Genomic DNA, 15,956 nt, shown 5'->3' with positions numbered 1-15,956 from the left:
GATGCTGCGATTAGTCTACTTCGGATCTTTGGCTGGAGAGTAGTACGACACCAGTTTGCCTGCCGCCGATAGGTCACTGCGCTTCTTCGTCAGAAAATCGCGCAGGGCGTTGGAGCGCTTGCTGGCCAGCGCGGACGCTTCGAGCGGGCGCTTCTGCGCCGGATCGACTAACTGGATGATGTGGAAGCCGAACTGCGTGGGCACCACCGCACTCAATTGGCCCGGCTGGGTCAGCGCGAACGCGGCGTCTTCGAATGCTGTAACGTATGTGCCGCGCGGCGCCCAGCCCAGATCGCCGCCCTGGTCTTTGCTGCCCGTGTCGATCGAAACGTCCTTGGCAACATCTGTGAACACTTCGCCGGCCTTCAGCCGCGCCATCGCGGCGTCGGCTTTCTCCTGCGAATCGACGAGTAGGTGCCGCAGATGGATCTGCTCGGCATCGGTCTCCACCTGATTAGCGAAGATCGCCTGCAACTTGCGCTGCAGGAGCTGCACTCGCACCAGTTGACGATACTCCTCTTCGCTGAACCCGCCGATGCGGCTGTAATACGTCAGCAGGTTCTGGTATTCGATCTTATACTCGTCGCCCGTCATGATGTGCTGCGGCGTTGGCGTCGGCTGCGGCGCGTCGGTCGTGGCGGTGGTCGGCGTCGTCGCGGTGACGGCGGTCGACGCCGTTGGGCTGGGCGCTGCGGTCGGCGTGGGGCTTGGCGTGGCTGTCGGCTGCACCTGCGCGGTCGCGGTCGCCGTGATGGCGAACGCCGCCTGCGCAGTGGCCTGCGGCACAGTGAGCCAGCCCTTGCCCTGCGCGACGAGACTGTCAATCTCGGTCTGGACTTCGGCGTCGCTCGTGGTGACGCCGCGCGTGGCCGCCTCCGCCTTCACCAGTTCAGCGTCGACCAGTGCATCGTACGCACGCTGCGAGGCGGTTGCCATGTCCTGCTGTGCCTGCGCGGCGTTCTGCTGGATGATCGACTTGAACTGCGCCATCGTTGGATCATCGCCGAACTGCTGAAGCTGCTGCTGCGCCGTCAGATAGCGGTTCTGCGCCTCGGCGCGCAACAGCCGGACGTACTTCTGGAAGTAGTCCGTGCTGATCGGTCTGCCATCCACCATGGCTACCGGCTGGCCGGGCTGGACAAGCACACGGTCAATCACGGCGGCGATGAGAATCAGGCCCAGCACGGCGCCGATAATCGCAGCCGCCGTCCAGTACTTGCGCTGGCGGGCGCGCTCCCGGGCCTCGCGCGCTTCGACGACCAGCGTGCGCGCGGCGTGCTCCTTGCGGCGAGACTTCTTAGTCATACGGATGCACTCCGCAGCCTAGCCGCCGCGCGTCGGGTCGCTGACGAACGGCATAATCGCGATGGTGCGGGCGCGCTTGATGGCGACGGCCACCGCGCGCTGATGCCGCGCGCACGCGCCGGTCTTGCGGCGGGCGCGGATCTTGCCGCGATCGGTGATGAAGCGGCGCAGGCCGTCGACATCTTTGTAGTCAATTCTCAGCGCCTTGTCGGCGCAAAACGGGCACGCTTTGCGGATGGGGGCGAAACGCCGGCCACGCGGCTCTTCTTCGGCCCCGCCCTCGCCGCTGCGTGAGCGTGGATTCGACATGCGGTTCTCCTCTGACAATCAGGCGCGGTTGCCGCGCCGGCTAAAAAGGAATCTCGTCTCCGGGCAGGTCGTCGCCCGCGGCGCTTTCGCGCCCGGGGCCGCCCAGCATTACCAACTCGCTCGCGATGACCTCGGCGCGCTCGTGCTTCTGGCCGTCGTTGCCTTCCCATATGCGGGTCTTGAGCCGTCCCTCGACGTAGACGCGATCGCCCTTGTGCAGGTAGCGATTGCACGTCTCCGCGAGATCGCCCCAGGCGACGACGTTGAACCAATCGGTCTCGTCGTGGCGCTCGCCGTCGGCCGCCTGCCAGGCGCGGTTGACGGCGACGCTGAAGGCGGTGACCGGACGCCCGCTGGGCGTATAGCGCATCTCCGGATCACGCCCCAGGTTGCCAATCAGCATGACCTTGTTGAGCCCGCGGGACATCGGGTGTCTCCTCTCGCCAGGTTACGGCTTCACGATCATGTAACGCAACATGCCTTCCATCAGCTTGAGGTTGCGCTCCACTTCGGGCAGCGCTGTCGCGGCAATGTTCATCTTCAGCAGGGTGTAATAACCCTCAGTGGCCTTCTTGATCGGGTACGCCAGCTTGCGACGGCCCCAGGGCGCGCCCGACTCGGCCGACGTGATCTCGCCGCCGCCGGCGGTGACGTAGCCCTTCACCTTCTCCACGGTCTCCGCGAGTTGTTCCTCGGGGAGTCCCGGATGGAGAATAAACACCATTTCGTAGCTATGTTGAGACGCCAATGCAGTAAGCCTCCTTTCTCTGGGAATTGCCCGCCGCCGTCACCGGGGACGGTGAGCCGCGAGCAGAAAGGCTGGCGGTCAGTGCGCAAGGCAACCGACCGAAGCGAAGAGTATTATATCTGTGTTTGTTCGGCCGTCCAAATACGCCGGTTCACAGCAATTCCCAATTTGGCTTTGTACGGGCACTTTCCTATTGCGGTTCGTCATGCGCTGGTGCTCAGGTGCTTGTCACGCAAACCAATTCGACGAGCAGGTGATGCTACCCTCCCCCCGACCCCCTCCCAACGAAGTTGGGAGGGGCAGAGACGCTAAGGGGATTGGCGCGGCGGCGCAGCCGCCGCGCCAATCCCCATTCACTTTTCCCCTTCTCCCCCGTTCACGGGGGAGAAGGGGCCGGGGATGAGGGGGCAACTTTGTAGCCAGACCCCAAAATGAGAATTGCTGGACGGTTCAAGGACTTGCGGTGCACGGTGCGCACCGCGCACCGTGCTATAATCGCGGGTGGCAATACGCAATCTCACATGGAAGGCGAGGCGGGCGCGCGGCATGTCAACCAGTGCGGAACCGGTCTGGAAGAAGAACCTGACAGACTACAACGAAGGGCTGGGCGTGGTCTACGAGCGGATCGTGCTCAACGAGTACCTGCTGAAGCTCAGACAGAAATACGGCATTGAGACCGTGCTGGAGGCGCCGCTGTACGGTATGGCGGGCGTCAGCGGCATTAACTCGGTCGCGCTGGCACAGGCGGGTAGCCACGTCACGCTCATGGACAGCAACCCGGAGCGGCTGGCCGGCGTGCAGCGCATCTGGGGCGAACTGTCGCTCGACGGCCGCGCGTCGTTCAAGCTGCACGACGATTTTACGCGGCTGCCGTTTGCGAACGGCGCGTTCGATATGGTGTGGGCCTGGGCGGCGCTCTGGTACATGCCGCGCGCCGATCTGCTGATCGAGGAGATGGTGCGCGTCTCGCGCAAGGTCGTGTTCCTGGCGATGCCGAATCGGATGCAGATGGGTTACATCCTGCGCAAGTTCGTGCTGGAACCCGGTTTCTTCAAGACCGTCGACGAGACCTGGGCCAACATCCCGCGCATGACGAAGATGCTGCGCGGGTACGGTCTGCGCATCGCCGACCAGGGCGTGATGGATGTGCCGCCGTGGCCGGACACGGTGATGCCGGCTGCGCTCGTTTTGCAGAAGCTCGGCATCCGCTCGAAGTCGATGCAGTCGCGCTTCGAAGGGCAGGGCTGGCAGTGGAGCACAATGGACTACTACTCAGGCAAGCGGCCGGAACTGAAAGCGATGATGGAGAAGTATATGTTCCTGGAGCGACTGCCGTTGCCGTGGCAAATCAAGACGGTCTGGGCGCACCACCGCTACGTGCTGGGGGTAAAGCCATAAAGGCGATGCTGCGCCGGCGTTGGCTCATGCCACCGGTGGTTTTTGCGCTGCCGTTCGCGCTGTACGTGGCGACACTGGCGCCCGGCGTGCTGAACGACGACCCGGGCGAGTACCAGATGGTGCTTGGCGCGCTGGGCGTTGCGCACCCGACCGGCTACCCGCTGTACACGTTGGTCGGGCATCTGTTTACGCGAGTGGTGCCGTTCGGCAGCATCGCGTGGCGCGTCAACCTGTTCTCGGCGGTAGCCGGCGCCGGCGCCTGCCTGGCACTTTACGGGTTGCTGCACCGGTTGGGTGTTCAGCGTTGGATTGCGATCTGCGTCTCGTTTCTGTTTGCCATCTCCGCCGATGCGTGGTTCTACGCGACGATGGCGCAGACCTATGCGCTGAACTCGCTGCTGATCGTGCTGGTCCTGTGGGCGTTCGTCGGTTGGCAAGAGCGTCACGACGCGCGATCATTCGCGGTGCTCTGCCTGATTGCCGGGTTGGGCGTGGCGCATCACAGCACGTTCTGGCTGCTGGCACCCGGATTGGTCATCGCAATCGTAGCGTCAATTCTCCCCCTCCCTAACCCTCCCCCGCGACGCAACGGCAGCGTCGCAGGAGAGGGGATTGCTTTGCTGCCGGCGCTGCTGGTCGGCGCGGCCGCGTTCATGCTGCCTGTATCCCTCTACCTCTACATTCCGTTGCGCGGCGAACAACTGCTGGCGACTCCCGGCGGATTGTTCGACATCCCGCAGGCGGTCGTGAGCGGCATACTCACGCCGCACTACCTGTCCGGCTGGACGAACGTCGTGGCCGGCAGTTTCTACGCGGGCGCAACGCTGGACGGCGCGGCGGCCGATTGGGGCGGCGCGCTGACGCGCTATGCCGCTTCGCTGTTCATACAGTTTCCGGGCCTCGTGCTGCTGGCTTTTGGCGTCTTCGATGCGCGCGTATGGCGCGGGCGCGGTCCGTTTGTTGGACTGCTACTGGTTGCCTGGGTAACCAACGTCCTTGTCGTGATGCGTGGGGTGGCGGCATTCAACGAGCCTGCCGGCGGGCTGTATACGCCGACGTGGATCTTCGCCGTGGTGGCGATCGGGTTGACGTCACAACGTATACACTCGGGAGCGCGATGGCGATGGCTAGTGCCGACGTGTGGAGTCGTGCTGGCCGGAGCGGGTATGTGCGCGTTACTGGCCAACCTCGGCGCGTTTGTCTCGGCACCGGCAATTGCACAATCCGGTGGTCTGCATCGTTCAATGTTCTATGATGTACCGACCAGCGAGACACTGAGCGCCGATGTTCCACCGGGAGCAGTGATGCTCGGCGCGTGGTCGCCGGTGACGCCGCTTCGCTATGCGCAGATTATCGACGGCCTGCGGCCTGATGTGGCGGTGCTGCAAGCGCCGCTCGCGTCGGATGCGGGGCGCGACTTCATGCTTAAAGTTGTCGATGCCGGAAAGCCGTTGTATCTGCTCGACGACACTGGACTCCGGGCAGGCATATTCCTTCCAGCGCGCCCGCAGGTTGGTGTTGCTGCAAGCGCCGTATTCGGTTCCGAGATTGAACTGATCGGATACACCGAGGGCTCGCTGATCCTTGGCGATAGCGGCCCTGCGACCAATTTGCAGCGTATTCATCTTTTCTGGCGTGCCGTTAGCCGTCCCACAAAAGACTACAAGATCTTCATACGCTGTGCACCGTCGGGATCGTGCGCGGCAGATCGACCACTTGGGTCTGTGTACTTCACGACATCCAACTGGCGAGCCGGGCAGTATGCCGAGCATGTGGCGACCGTCTGGCCAGCTCATTCCAAGGGTGCCCTTGAACTTGGCCTGTACGACGAGAGCGGCGGCCAGCGACTTGCCCTGCCCGACGGCTCCACGACGGTACGGATACCATGGCATTAAAGGCAGGTCGCGCGGATCGCATCGCCGCCATCCTCACCGGGGCGGTCGCGCTCTGCGTCTATCTGCTGACGCTGGCGCCGGATCTGTTGCCGGGTGACAGCGGCGAGTTCCAGATGGCCGCGCCGCTGCTCTCGATTGTCCACCCAACTGGCTACCCGCTTTATCTCCTCAGCGCCAAAGCGTTTACGCTAATTCCATTTGGTACACTCGCCTACCGCGTCAACCTGTTCTCGGCTGTCACTGGCGCACTGGCGGTCGGCGTGCTGTGTTATGCGATAATTGCGACGCTGGCGCGTGTGCAAATCGCGCCGACCCTGCGGCGAATTGTCGGCGTGGCGTTCGCGCTGGCGTTCGCCTTCACGCCGACGTTCTGGGCGCAGGCGACCGAAGCCGAGGTATACGCCCTGCACGCGCTGTTTGTGGTCGCCCTGATCGGCATCGCAGCTTCAATCGACGCGAACCCGGCGCGGCGCGTGCTTTGGCTGGCGCTGGCGTTCGGACTTTCGTTGACGCACCATCGGACGACGATTCTACTGACGCCTGCGTTGATCGTACTCGCCTGGGGCACGCAGCTACCGTGGCGTCGATGGGCACTCGCGATGGCCCTCGCCGCCGCGCCGATGCTGCTGTATCTCTACACGCCGCTCCGCTATGCCGCGACGCCATATATGACAAATACGCTGGATGCCAGCCATACGCTCGTCTCGCTCGATCCAACGGTCGCCGGATTCGTCGGGCACATGCTCGGCACCGGCTTCCGCGGCGCACTGGGCTGGGATGTGTTGTCGAACCTTCGATTGTTGGAAGCCCCGTTTCAGGTGTCCGAACCATTCGGCGGTACGCCCGGCTGGATCGTGCTGGCTCTCGCGTTGCTGGGCGCAGCGTCACTGTGGCTCGCACCGAAAGGCGGCCAGCTTCGGAGGATGGTACTGGCCCTCGTGCTGACGTTCGTGATCTTGCTGCTATTCAATGCCGCGTATCATATCGGCGACATATCGGACTACTACTCGCCGGTCTATATCATGACGATTTGGCTGGCGGCAATCGGCTCGGCAAGGCTGCTTGCGCGTATCCGGCGCGCTGGGATGGCCGTCATGATCGCCGCGTGTGCGCTCGTTCTGCCGGGCGCTCTGCTCATGAGCGGGTACCCTGAGCATGCGTCGCGGGAATCGATGCGCGAATCGGCGAAGACAGTGCTGAGCGCCGCGCCGCGCGACGCGATCCTGGTCAACAACGACCGCGACGAGGTGACGCCGCTGCTCTACCTGCAGTATGTGGATGGGGTACGACGCGATGTTGCGCCGCTCTTCCCGCTCATCACGCCGGAACTGCCGGATGTGGTCACGCTGACGCGCTACGCGCTTCAGACGTCGCGGCCTGTCTATCTGACGAAGCCGATGCCGGGGCTGGAGACGGTCTTCGCGCTGAAGTCCAACGGCCTATTTGAGCGTGTGATCGGTGCGGCCGATACGACGCCGAATCGCCCGCTCGCCGTAAGTGCGCCGGGAGTTCGACTGATTGGCTGGTCCGTCGTCACGGCGACTAGCTCAGTCAGCGTGACGCTGTTCTGGGAAGCCGCAGCCAGTCGCCCCAACTTCTCGACGTACGTGCACTTGCTTGGTGCGAACGGCGACAAGCTGGCACAGAGCGATCACCAGCCGGGTGGCGATTATTATCCGCCCTCAATGTGGCCGGTGCGCGAGCGGATACGCGACGAGCATGTGGTCTCGCTCCCGTCCGGCGTGCTGCCGGCGCGGTTCTCGCTGCGAGCGGGTGCGTACGCGCCCGGGATCCCGGCGGTGTTGGGCGGCCTCGGTCAAATCGAACTGGGCGCCATGCAGGACGGGCGTTAAGCAGGTAAAATACGAAGGCGATGACAACGACAGTCAGCGAGCACGAGTACCTGCGCGAGCGCATAGGCATCATCCACGCACAGGTCGGCGACTTCGAGCCGCCGGAGACATCGCACGCAACGCTGGCGCTCTGGGCCAGCGATGGGGACGATGCGGCGACCCAGCACCGGCGGCGGCTGTGCCGCGAACTTTGCCTGCTCGGGTATTTGCAACAGCGCGCAATCGAAGGCGACGTGCTGCGCGTGGCCGAGGAGTGGCGGCGCTCGCTGGGCGTGCGACTGTATGACCACCGGCAGAAATACTTGCAGGAGCAGGACGCCTGCGACCGCTGGTGGCACCTGCCGCCACCGTTGCGGGCACTGACGCCAGAACCGCCGCGCCCACCCGAACTGTGGCTCACCGATCGCGACGGCCATCACTGGCTAATCAATGACCGCATGCTGATCGTCCTCGACAATATCATCCGCAAGCTCAAGAAGTGGTGCAGCAGCGCCTAATCCTCATTGCCGGAGCCCATCGACATGTCTTATCGTTTGCCGCAGCGTCGCGGCGTCGTTCGGAATCAGTGTAGTGTGCCAGCCTGGATTCTATGCCTGGCACTCGTGTTAGTGCTGGCGGCCTGCGATGGCGGCGCCAGTCCGGCGCCGATCGATGTACCCCCGACAGCGGTTGCACCGCCGGCTGAGCCGACGGCCACACCGGCGCCGGTTGTGCCGACCGCCGCGCCGACGCTTCCTGGCGTTACGCCAAGTCCGGCGCCAACACTCGCGCCAACCGTCGCTCCGCTGGCGGCGCCACTGGTGACCGATGGCACCCCCGTCCCGGTTACCACGTCGAAGCTGGCCGCCGACAACGCGGGCCGCATCGGCCGATTGGCGCGCTGGGGCCGCGGTCCGATCACGTCGGCGGCCTGGCTGCCGCGCTCCAATCTGATTGCAGTCGGCAGCACGTTCGCGGTCTATATCTACGAAACACCGTCCTTTGCTCTGGTGCGCACGATTGCCCAGCCATCGTGGGTCATGCAGGTGGTCGCCAGCACGGATGGCACGCAAATTGCCACGGCGGCGGAAGATGGCGTCGCGCGGCTATGGCGCGTCGCCGACGGTTCGCTGGTGCGCGAGTATGCGGCCGGCGGCGTGCTGGCCCGCACGGTGGCGCTCAGTGCGAACGGCCAATACCTGGCGGCCGGCGCCGACGATGCGATGGTACGGCTCTGGCGGCTGTCGGATGGCGCGCTGCTGCACACGTGGGACGAGCCCAATGCGGAACTGCTCGACGTGCTGTTCAGCCCCGATTCGGTGACAGTGGCGGCGAGCGGGCGCGATGGGCAGATTCACATGTGGCGCGTAAGCGACGGGGCGCACCTGCGTTCGATCGAGGGTCTGGACGATTCCATCGACGCACTGGCGTTTAGCCCGGATGGCAAGTTGCTGGCCACGGCCGATGGCGACGTAGTGCGCGTGTATCGCGCGGCTGAAGGCGCGCAGGTGCACGACGTGTCGTTGAAGGGTAATCCGCCTACCGCGCTGGCGTTCAGCCCGGATGGGGCGTCGCTGGTGGTTGGCACCGACACCGGACAGATTCACACGTACCGTGTCTCGGACTGGGCGCAACTCCGCGAATGGAAAGCGCATGCGGGCACGACGGATGTGGTGGCGTTCGCGGCGGATGGCGCGCGGTTGCTGTCGTTCGGCCCGGATGCGCGGCTGCGTCTCTGGCAAAGCGCCAATGGCGCGGCGGCCGGCGAGTTGACGGCGCACAGCGGCGGTGTGTATGCACTGGCCGTCAGCAAAGATGGCGCGCAGATTGTCACCGGCGGCGATGACGGCCGCGCCCGCATCTGGCGCGCCAGCGATGGCGTGGTGCTGCGTGACCTCGGCGGACACGTTGGCACGATGCTCAGTGTGGCCTATAGCCCGGATGGCGCACAAATCGCGACGGGCGACAGCGCCGGCAGCGTGCGCCTCTGGCGCAGTTCGGATGGCGCGATGCTTCGCGAACTTAAGGGTCACGAGGGCGACGTCAACAGCGTGGCGTTCAGTCCGGACGGTGTCACGCTGGCAAGCGGCAGCGTCGATACGACGATCCGGCTCTGGCGCGTCAGCGACGGTCGCTTGATACGCGAGTTGAAGGGGCACGACGCCGACGTGCAAGCGGTCGCGTTCAGCCCCGATGGCGCGCTGCTGGCATCGGCCAGCCAGGACAGCACGATACGCATCTGGCACGTCCGCGAAGGCACGCTGGCGCGCAAGTTGGAGGGGCATGACGCGGCGGTCTGGGCGCTGGCATTCAGCCCGGACGGCGCGACTCTGGCGTCAGGCAGCAGCGATGAACTCGTGAAGCTGTGGCACGTCAGCGATGGCAAACTGCTGCGCGAGTTGAAGGGACACAGCAGCGACGTCGAAGCGGTGCGCTTCAGCCCGGACGGCGCGCTGCTCGCCTCGGGCAGTGTCGATCGCAGCGTGCGAATCTGGCGCGTGAACGACGGCGCGCCGCTGGCGACGCTGGGCGCGCACGCCTCGTCGGCGCTGGCACTGGCGTTCAGCCCAGACGGACGCTTGTTGTATTCTGGCAGCGTCGACGGCACGGTCGCCGTGCTCGGCGTGCGCTAGAAGATCTTCGTGATCTCGTCGGCTTTGAAAATGGGCAGCGGCGCGCCATCCAGTGTTACGCCTTGATCGGCGGTCGTGAAGTGGCCGATCTGCGCGCACGGGATGCCGAGCGCCTGAATCTGGCGCGATAGCACGTCGGCCTGGCCGGGCGCGATGCCGATCAGCAACGCGCCGGAGGCGATCGTGCCCAGCGGGTCGAGGTTGTAGGCGCGGCAGAGCACCTCGGCCTCCGGCACAATGGGAATCTCAGCGCGCCGGACGCACGCGCCGAGGTGGGTTGCCTCGCACAGTTCCGCGAGCGCCGTGGCAAGCCCGCCCTCAGTCGGGTCATGCAGGATATGCGCCCCGGCGTCAGCGGCCAGCCGTGCTTCGCGCAGAACGTTGATGCCAGGCTCGCGCAGGAAACGCGCAGCGCGCGCGATCAACTCGGCCGAAATGCCGCAGCGCTGCAACTCCTCGCCTTTTTCACGCGCAATGATCGACGCGCCCTCGATTGGAATTCCTTTGGTGAGCAGGATCGCGTCGCCGGGCCGCGTGCGCTCCGGCCGTACCAGCCGGTCATGCGCCGCCTCGCCCAACATGAACCCGACCAGCAGAGGGCGGTCGAGTCCGATCGTCATCTCTGTGTGGCCGCCCAGAAAGGCGATGCCGTGCGCGGTGCACGCCTCGACGACCTGCGACGCGATGCGCCGGGGCAGGTCGTCGTCGCAGCCGGCCGGCAGCAGGCTGGTCAGCATGAACCAGAGCGGGCGCGCGCCGAGGCAGGCCACATCGTTCGCGTTGACCTGCACCACATACCACCCGATCTCGTCTGTCGCGAACGTGATCGGGTCCGTCTTTGCAACGAGGTAGCGGTCGGCCATCTCGATCACGACGGCGTCGCGGCCGATGCCGGGGCCGACCAGCACGCGCGGGTCGAGCGGCGGCAGTCCGGCGATGATCTGCTGCAGGATGTGCGGCGGCAGTTTGCCGGCAGGCAGTCTCATGCGCTGCGGCGCCGGGCGGCGTAGACCAGAATGGCGACGAGCGCGACCGCAGCCGCAGCCAGCGGCAGCCATGTCAGCCAGTCGGTCGGAATGAACGGCGCGGGTAGGTCCGTGATCTCGACCGCGAGGGACGAACCGGGTCCCAGGTCGCGCGCCATGTAGCGCGTGAACTTGGTGTCGGGTACCACGCCCTGCGACACGAGTCGCTGGCCGCGCAGGCCGATGCCCGGCGCCAGCAGGATGTTCAGCGCCGTCGTCGAATACGGAGAGGCAATCGCCAGCGCGAAGGTGGAGCGATCGTACGGAACTTTGTACGAGACGATCAGCGATCCGCCGCTCGGCGGGATCGGCATGCCGTCGAGCAGGGTGTTGCCGCTGATGAACACGTTCTGGTCCACGGTACGCTGGTCGATGCCCTCGAGGACGGCATTAGGCGGCAGTGGCACGCGCATGGTTACGCGCTGGCCGTTGGCCGCGCTGTCCGGCTCGCCGATGTACGCGGCGGCACTGCCGCTGTTCGTAAGGTAAAATTCGGCAATCTGGAGCATGCGTGAACTGCTGTCAAAGTCGATAACAATGTGATGTTGTTCGATCCGTACCTTGCTTTTGTCTGAACTGACTGGCGGCACGCTGATGGTTGTCGAAATGGCGGCGCTGCCGGCCGGGAATTTCAGGTCGCCGCTGTCAAATGACAGTCCCTGGTATTGCACCAGCACCGTGTAGGTGACGTCGCCCGTGGTCGCCAGACCGTCGAAGCGGACGCGGCCCCGTGCGTCGGTGACGGCGCTCACCGGGTTGGGCGAGTGGCCGCCGCCTGTGAAGGCGAACAGCGATGCCGCCAGGTTGCCCACGGCGGCGGTGTCGGCCGATCCAGACAGGACGACGCGTGCATCGATCACGCCGTTTCCGGCCGGTACGGTAGCGGCAGCCGGCACGACGATTTGCGGCGAGACGGCCGTGCTGCCGGGCGGGAACGCAACATGCTCGGCACGGTAGAAGCTCTCCTGGTAGCGGACGATGACCGTATAAGTATACGCGTCGCCGGTGTTCAATCCCTCGAACTTGACGCGTCCCTGCGCATCGGTGGCGCTCACCGACGGCGTTGGCTGACGCTGACCGTTCACGTAGGTGAACATCGACACTGGCAGGTTCGATAGGCCGTTGGTAGTGGCGCTGCCCGAAATCACGACCTGCGCCTCGATCACACCGTTGCCTCCGGCGCCCTGTGCCAGTGCCACTGGCACAGGGCTAAACGCCAACGACAGCGCAGCGACGAGCAAGGCGCTCGCGACGGTCAATACCAGTAGAAATCGTTTGTTCATGAACAATGCTCTTCAGCCGCGGGTACGCCCGGCTTGGGCGCTTGCCGCGCGGCAAGCATCTTCCGGGCACGCTCGTAGACTAGCGAAAGCGCGATGATGCCGCAGATGATGCCAAAGGTAAGATACTCATCGAACGCGATATGCACGAACTGGTCGAGCAGGCCGGATTCGAGAATGAGTTTAACGCCGAGAAATACGACGATGACATATGCCGTCGTCCGCAAGACCGGGAAGCGCGCCAGCATGCGCAGGAACACGCCGGCCACGTACCGGATGACGATGATCGAGACGAAGACGCCGAACACCACCATCAGAATCTCGTCCGGCGCGAACGCAACGGTGGCGACGATGTTGTCCAGCGAGAAGATGAGGTCGGCCATCTCGACGTTCAGGACAGTCAACCAGAAGCCGGTGGTGACCTTGCGGCGGGCGGTGGAGCCGTTGTCGTCCTTGTCGGCGCCAATCAGGTGCGACAGGCCGAGCCAGAGCAGGTAGGCCGCGCCGCCGACCCGAATCCACGGATTGGCGATGACGAGCGAGACGACGAACAGGCTGGCGCCGCGGAACAGGTAGGCACCCAGGATGCCGTAGCGCAGGGCGCGCGTGCGCTGCTGGGTCGGCAGGTGCTCCACCATGACCGCGAGCACCAGTGCGTTATCGACTGACAGGAGGCTATCGAGAAAGGCGACCTCGAGCGCGATAATCAGGTGGCGCAGGTCAAGAGCAAACATGCGGGAAGTTAACCATAGTCGGTGCGCCCGGCCGGAGCCGTGGCAGTCATTTCCGATTCAATAGCGACGATTATAAGGCACAACATGCCGCGCCCAAAGTGGCGCAGCAATTCTCAATTTGGCTTTGTACGGGTACTTTCCAATGCCGCTTGCGATGCGCTGGTTCTCAGGCGCTTGTCACGCAAGCTGGCCCGCCGAAAAAGTGGCGCTGCCCTCCCCCTGACCCCCTCCCAACGAAGTCGGGAGGGGGCGGGAGTCTTAGGGGATTGGCGCGGCGGCGCAGCCGCCGCGCCAATCCCCGTTAGCTTTTCCCCTTCTCCCCCGTGCGCGCGGGGGAGAAGGGGCAGGGGATGAGGGGGCATATTGGCAGCCGACTCCAAAATGAGAATTGCTGAAAGTGGCGCGCGCCGATTGCCCCGGCGCGCAATTGACGCTACAATGCCGCCATGCACTTCGATATCTTTACGTTGTTCCCCGGCATGTTCGCGGGCGCGTTCTCCGACAGCATCATCCAGCGCGCAGTAAGCGCCGGGCTGGTCTCGATCGCACTGCACGACATCCGCGCGCACACGACCGACCGCCATCACACGGCAGACGATGTTCCGTACGGCGGCGGCGGCGGAATGATCATGAAGCCCGGGCCGATCTTCGCCTGCGTGGAAAGTGTTTGGGGCGACCTGCCGTCCGCCGAGCGCTACCTGCTGTTGACGTCGCCACAGGGCCGGCCGTTCACGCAGGCCGTGGCGCGCGAACTGGCCGCGCGGCCGCGCATCGGCCTGCTGTGCGGGCGCTACGAGGGCGTGGATGAGCGCGTGCGTGAGCACCTGGCCGCCGACGACATCTCCATCGGCGACTACGTGCTGTCGGGCGGCGAGATTCCGGCGATGGTCATCGTGGATGCCGTGACGCGCCTGCAGCCCGGCGCGCTGGGCGACCCGGACGCGCCGGCGAAGGACTCGCATGCCGAGGGACTGCTCGAAGGTCCGCACTACACCCGCCCGGCCGAGTTCCGCGGCTGGCCGGTGCCGGATGTGCTGCTGTCCGGCCATCACGGTGAGGTCGCCAAATGGCGCCGTCGCGAATCGCTGCGCCGCACGCTGGAGCGGCGGCCCGACCTGCTGCGCGGTGCGGCACTAAGCGACGATGATCGCGCTTATCTGCGCTCGCTGGGCTGGCCGGAAGGCTAAAGCCCGGCCGGGCCGTTCATCAGCGACTCAAACTTCTCACGCAGTTCGCGCGGCATCACGGCAATCGTTCCGCCGCGCCAGCAGACGTGCTCGGTGGCGCCGGTGACGAACTCGACGCCGGTGCGCGCATGGCTTACGCGATAGCCGAGCCGGAACTTGCGCGATTTGACATCCTCGACCCACACGTCGATCTTGAGCTCGTCGTCGAACCGTGCCGACTGGCCGTAGCGCAGGTGCGCCTCGGTCACCGGCAGGCCGTAGCCTTCCTGTTCGAGCCGGGCGTATGGATAGCCCATGGCGCGCAGTGCCTCCACACGGGCGACCTCGAACCAGAGCAGATAGCTGCCATGCCAGACAATGCCCATTGCATCGGTCTCGGCATAACGCACGCGCTGGTAGAATGAATGGACAGTCGGTGTATTGTTCATTGCGGGCCCACTCCGAACGATTTGTTTGCTTAGAACAGTTTAGCGTCATGCGCTGGAAAACTCAACCGGGCCGTGTGCCCGAGTGACCGACGCTGGGCGTACCACCCGACGCGCTACCCGTGAGCGCGCCAATCCTGTGATAGAATAGCGGATGCGTTGAAGATGGCGCGACACTGGGTTTATGGACGACAACCATGGATTTGCTTCAGGCGATTATTCTGGGCGTTGTGCAGGGATTAACTGAGTTCATTCCCGTCTCGTCAACCGCACACCTGATTCTGGTGCAGAAGCTGATGGGCTGGCACTTCCCCGACAACATCGATTTTGCGTTCAATGTGCTGATACAGCTCGGCACGACGGCGGCCGTGATCGTGTACTTCTGGCGCGACCTCTGGCGGATCGCGCTGGGCGTGCTTGTCGGGCTACGCGCTGGCAAGCCGTTCGAAGGAGACGATGCGCGCCTGGGCTGGTTGGTGGTGCTGGCGACGGTGCCCGCCGTGGTCGTCGGCCTGCTGTTCAAAAACGCGATTGAAGCACTGCACGAGCAGCCGCTCGTGGTGGCCGGCGTGCTGGTGGCCGCCTCGGCGATCCTCTGGTTCAGCGAGCGCATCGGCAAGCGCACCCGGCCACTGAACGCGCTCAACTGGCTGGATGCGCTGGTCGTCGGCGTTGCGCAGGCGGTCGCGTTGATTCCGGGCGTGTCGCGTTCCGGCGCATCGATCTCCGGCGCGTTGCTGCGCGACATTGACCGCTCGGCGGCCGCGCGCTTCAGCTTCCTAATGTCGGTGCCGGCGCTCGTCGGCGCTAGTGTGCTGGCTATGCGCGAATTGCTGAAAGCCCGGGACTTTGCCCAGTACCTGCCAGCCATGACCGCCGGCTTCATCGCCGCGGCCATTGTCGGGTTTGCCAGTATCCACTGGCTGCTCGCGTTCCTGTCGCGCCGCTCGATGAATGCGTTTGCGGTCTACCGTGTCATCGCCGGCGCGCTGTTCTTCGCGGTCATTTTTCTGCGCGGCTGATCTGTGCTATACTGGTAGCCATGTTTCGATCGTTCGGAACGTTCCCGCGCCGCCCGTCCCCGTTGCCAGGCCATCAGTCTGGATAGGCGATTTGCGGCTGAACAAAAGCGGTTGACAGCCAGCGCTCTCCAGACCAAGGGGCGCTGGCTTTTTTATTTCCACA

The 15,956-nt window shown here is 64.8% G+C and carries 15 protein-coding genes; 7 read left to right on the top strand and 8 right to left on the bottom strand.

The window, feature by feature from the left end; genetic code table 11:
* Positions 1-15: 15 nt before the first annotated feature.
* The 4 genes from HZB53_17810 to rpsF are packed head-to-tail and all read right to left on the bottom strand — an operon-like array spanning position 16 to position 2,362.
* Positions 16-1,305 carry a peptidylprolyl isomerase gene (locus HZB53_17810; GenBank protein ID MBI5879509.1) on the bottom strand — a complete coding sequence of 430 codons (1,290 nt, stop codon included), beginning with the start codon at positions 1,303-1,305 and terminating at the stop codon, positions 16-18.
* Positions 1,306-1,323: 18 nt separating this feature from the next.
* A complete protein-coding gene (locus tag HZB53_17805; GenBank protein ID MBI5879508.1) occupies positions 1,324-1,632 on the bottom strand; it encodes a 30S ribosomal protein S18 in 309 nt (102 codons plus the stop codon).
* 22 nt (positions 1,633-1,654) lie between these two features.
* Positions 1,655-2,041: a single-stranded DNA-binding protein gene (locus tag HZB53_17800; protein MBI5879507.1), complete on the bottom strand. Its 387-nt coding sequence runs from the start codon at positions 2,039-2,041 to the stop codon at positions 1,655-1,657.
* A 21-nt stretch (positions 2,042-2,062) separates the two neighbouring features.
* On the bottom strand, positions 2,063-2,362 hold the full coding sequence (rpsF, locus tag HZB53_17795; protein MBI5879506.1) for a 30S ribosomal protein S6: 300 nt from the start codon (positions 2,360-2,362) through the stop codon (positions 2,063-2,065).
* A 546-nt stretch (positions 2,363-2,908) separates the two neighbouring features.
* Here rpsF and HZB53_17790 point away from each other — a divergent pair.
* From HZB53_17790 to HZB53_17770, 5 genes are all read left to right on the top strand, one after another.
* A complete protein-coding gene (locus HZB53_17790) occupies positions 2,909-3,760 on the top strand; it encodes a class I SAM-dependent methyltransferase (GenBank protein ID MBI5879505.1) in 852 nt (283 codons plus the stop codon).
* A 26-nt stretch (positions 3,761-3,786) separates the two neighbouring features.
* The gene (locus HZB53_17785) at positions 3,787-5,655 is read left to right on the top strand and encodes a DUF2723 domain-containing protein (GenBank protein ID MBI5879504.1); all 1,869 of its coding nucleotides are present in this window, start codon (positions 3,787-3,789) and stop codon (positions 5,653-5,655) included.
* Positions 5,646-7,508, top strand: a complete 1,863-nt coding sequence (locus tag HZB53_17780; protein ID MBI5879503.1) for a DUF2723 domain-containing protein — start codon at positions 5,646-5,648, stop codon at positions 7,506-7,508. Before HZB53_17785 ends, HZB53_17780 begins: the two co-directional genes overlap by 10 nt.
* 20 nt (positions 7,509-7,528) lie before the next feature.
* On the top strand, positions 7,529-8,005 hold the full coding sequence (locus HZB53_17775) for a hypothetical protein (protein MBI5879502.1): 477 nt from the start codon (positions 7,529-7,531) through the stop codon (positions 8,003-8,005).
* A gap of 75 nt (positions 8,006-8,080) precedes the next feature.
* Positions 8,081-10,120, top strand: coding sequence for a hypothetical protein (locus tag HZB53_17770; protein MBI5879501.1), 2,040 nt, complete (start codon positions 8,081-8,083; stop codon positions 10,118-10,120).
* On the opposite strand, the gene HZB53_17765 is transcribed toward HZB53_17770, so the two are convergent.
* The 3 genes from HZB53_17765 to HZB53_17755 are packed head-to-tail and all read right to left on the bottom strand — an operon-like array spanning position 10,117 to position 13,159.
* Entirely contained in the window at positions 10,117-11,106 is a 990-nt protein-coding gene (locus HZB53_17765; GenBank protein MBI5879500.1) for an AIR synthase family protein, read from the bottom strand. The two genes, HZB53_17770 and HZB53_17765, sit on opposite strands and share 4 nt — an antisense overlap.
* Positions 11,103-12,428 carry a hypothetical protein gene (locus HZB53_17760; protein MBI5879499.1) on the bottom strand — a complete coding sequence of 442 codons (1,326 nt, stop codon included), beginning with the start codon at positions 12,426-12,428 and terminating at the stop codon, positions 11,103-11,105. Before HZB53_17760 ends, HZB53_17765 begins: the two co-directional genes overlap by 4 nt.
* Positions 12,425-13,159, bottom strand: coding sequence for a DUF475 domain-containing protein (locus HZB53_17755; protein ID MBI5879498.1), 735 nt, complete (start codon positions 13,157-13,159; stop codon positions 12,425-12,427). Before HZB53_17755 ends, HZB53_17760 begins: the two co-directional genes overlap by 4 nt.
* A 446-nt stretch (positions 13,160-13,605) precedes the next feature.
* On the opposite strand from HZB53_17755, the gene trmD reads away from it, so the two are divergent.
* Positions 13,606-14,346, top strand: coding sequence for a tRNA (guanosine(37)-N1)-methyltransferase TrmD (trmD, locus tag HZB53_17750; protein ID MBI5879497.1), 741 nt, complete (start codon positions 13,606-13,608; stop codon positions 14,344-14,346).
* On the opposite strand, the gene HZB53_17745 is transcribed toward trmD, so the two are convergent.
* Positions 14,343-14,774, bottom strand: a complete 432-nt coding sequence (locus HZB53_17745) for an acyl-CoA thioesterase (protein ID MBI5879496.1) — start codon at positions 14,772-14,774, stop codon at positions 14,343-14,345. The genes trmD and HZB53_17745 overlap by 4 nt on opposite strands.
* 194 nt (positions 14,775-14,968) lie before the next feature.
* Between HZB53_17745 and uppP the strand changes: the two genes are divergently transcribed.
* Positions 14,969-15,793, top strand: a complete 825-nt coding sequence (gene uppP / locus HZB53_17740; protein ID MBI5879495.1) for an undecaprenyl-diphosphatase UppP — start codon at positions 14,969-14,971, stop codon at positions 15,791-15,793.
* Positions 15,794-15,956: the final 163 nt, after the last annotated feature.

Source organism: Chloroflexota bacterium (assembly GCA_016235055.1).
Lineage (GTDB): Bacteria > Chloroflexota > Anaerolineae > JACRMK01 > JACRMK01 > JACRMK01.
The sequence above is the reverse complement of the archived record's forward strand: the minus strand, read 5'-3'. Positions and strand labels throughout refer to the sequence as shown.

Coding starts and splice junctions, on each gene's coding strand:
- trmD (MBI5879497.1), top strand. CDS start 13,606: ATGCACTTCGATATCTTTACGTTGTTCCCCGGCATGTTCGCGGGCGCG.
- HZB53_17810 (MBI5879509.1), bottom strand. CDS start 1,305: ATGACTAAGAAGTCTCGCCGCAAGGAGCACGCCGCGCGCACGCTGGTC.
- HZB53_17775 (MBI5879502.1), top strand. CDS start 7,529: ATGACAACGACAGTCAGCGAGCACGAGTACCTGCGCGAGCGCATAGGC.
- HZB53_17765 (MBI5879500.1), bottom strand. CDS start 11,106: ATGAGACTGCCTGCCGGCAAACTGCCGCCGCACATCCTGCAGCAGATC.
- uppP (MBI5879495.1), top strand. CDS start 14,969: ATGGATTTGCTTCAGGCGATTATTCTGGGCGTTGTGCAGGGATTAACT.
- HZB53_17755 (MBI5879498.1), bottom strand. CDS start 13,159: ATGTTTGCTCTTGACCTGCGCCACCTGATTATCGCGCTCGAGGTCGCC.
- HZB53_17745 (MBI5879496.1), bottom strand. CDS start 14,774: ATGAACAATACACCGACTGTCCATTCATTCTACCAGCGCGTGCGTTAT.
- HZB53_17760 (MBI5879499.1), bottom strand. CDS start 12,428: ATGAACAAACGATTTCTACTGGTATTGACCGTCGCGAGCGCCTTGCTC.
- HZB53_17785 (MBI5879504.1), top strand. CDS start 3,787: ATGCCACCGGTGGTTTTTGCGCTGCCGTTCGCGCTGTACGTGGCGACA.
- HZB53_17790 (MBI5879505.1), top strand. CDS start 2,909: ATGTCAACCAGTGCGGAACCGGTCTGGAAGAAGAACCTGACAGACTAC.
- HZB53_17780 (MBI5879503.1), top strand. CDS start 5,646: ATGGCATTAAAGGCAGGTCGCGCGGATCGCATCGCCGCCATCCTCACC.
- HZB53_17800 (MBI5879507.1), bottom strand. CDS start 2,041: ATGTCCCGCGGGCTCAACAAGGTCATGCTGATTGGCAACCTGGGGCGT.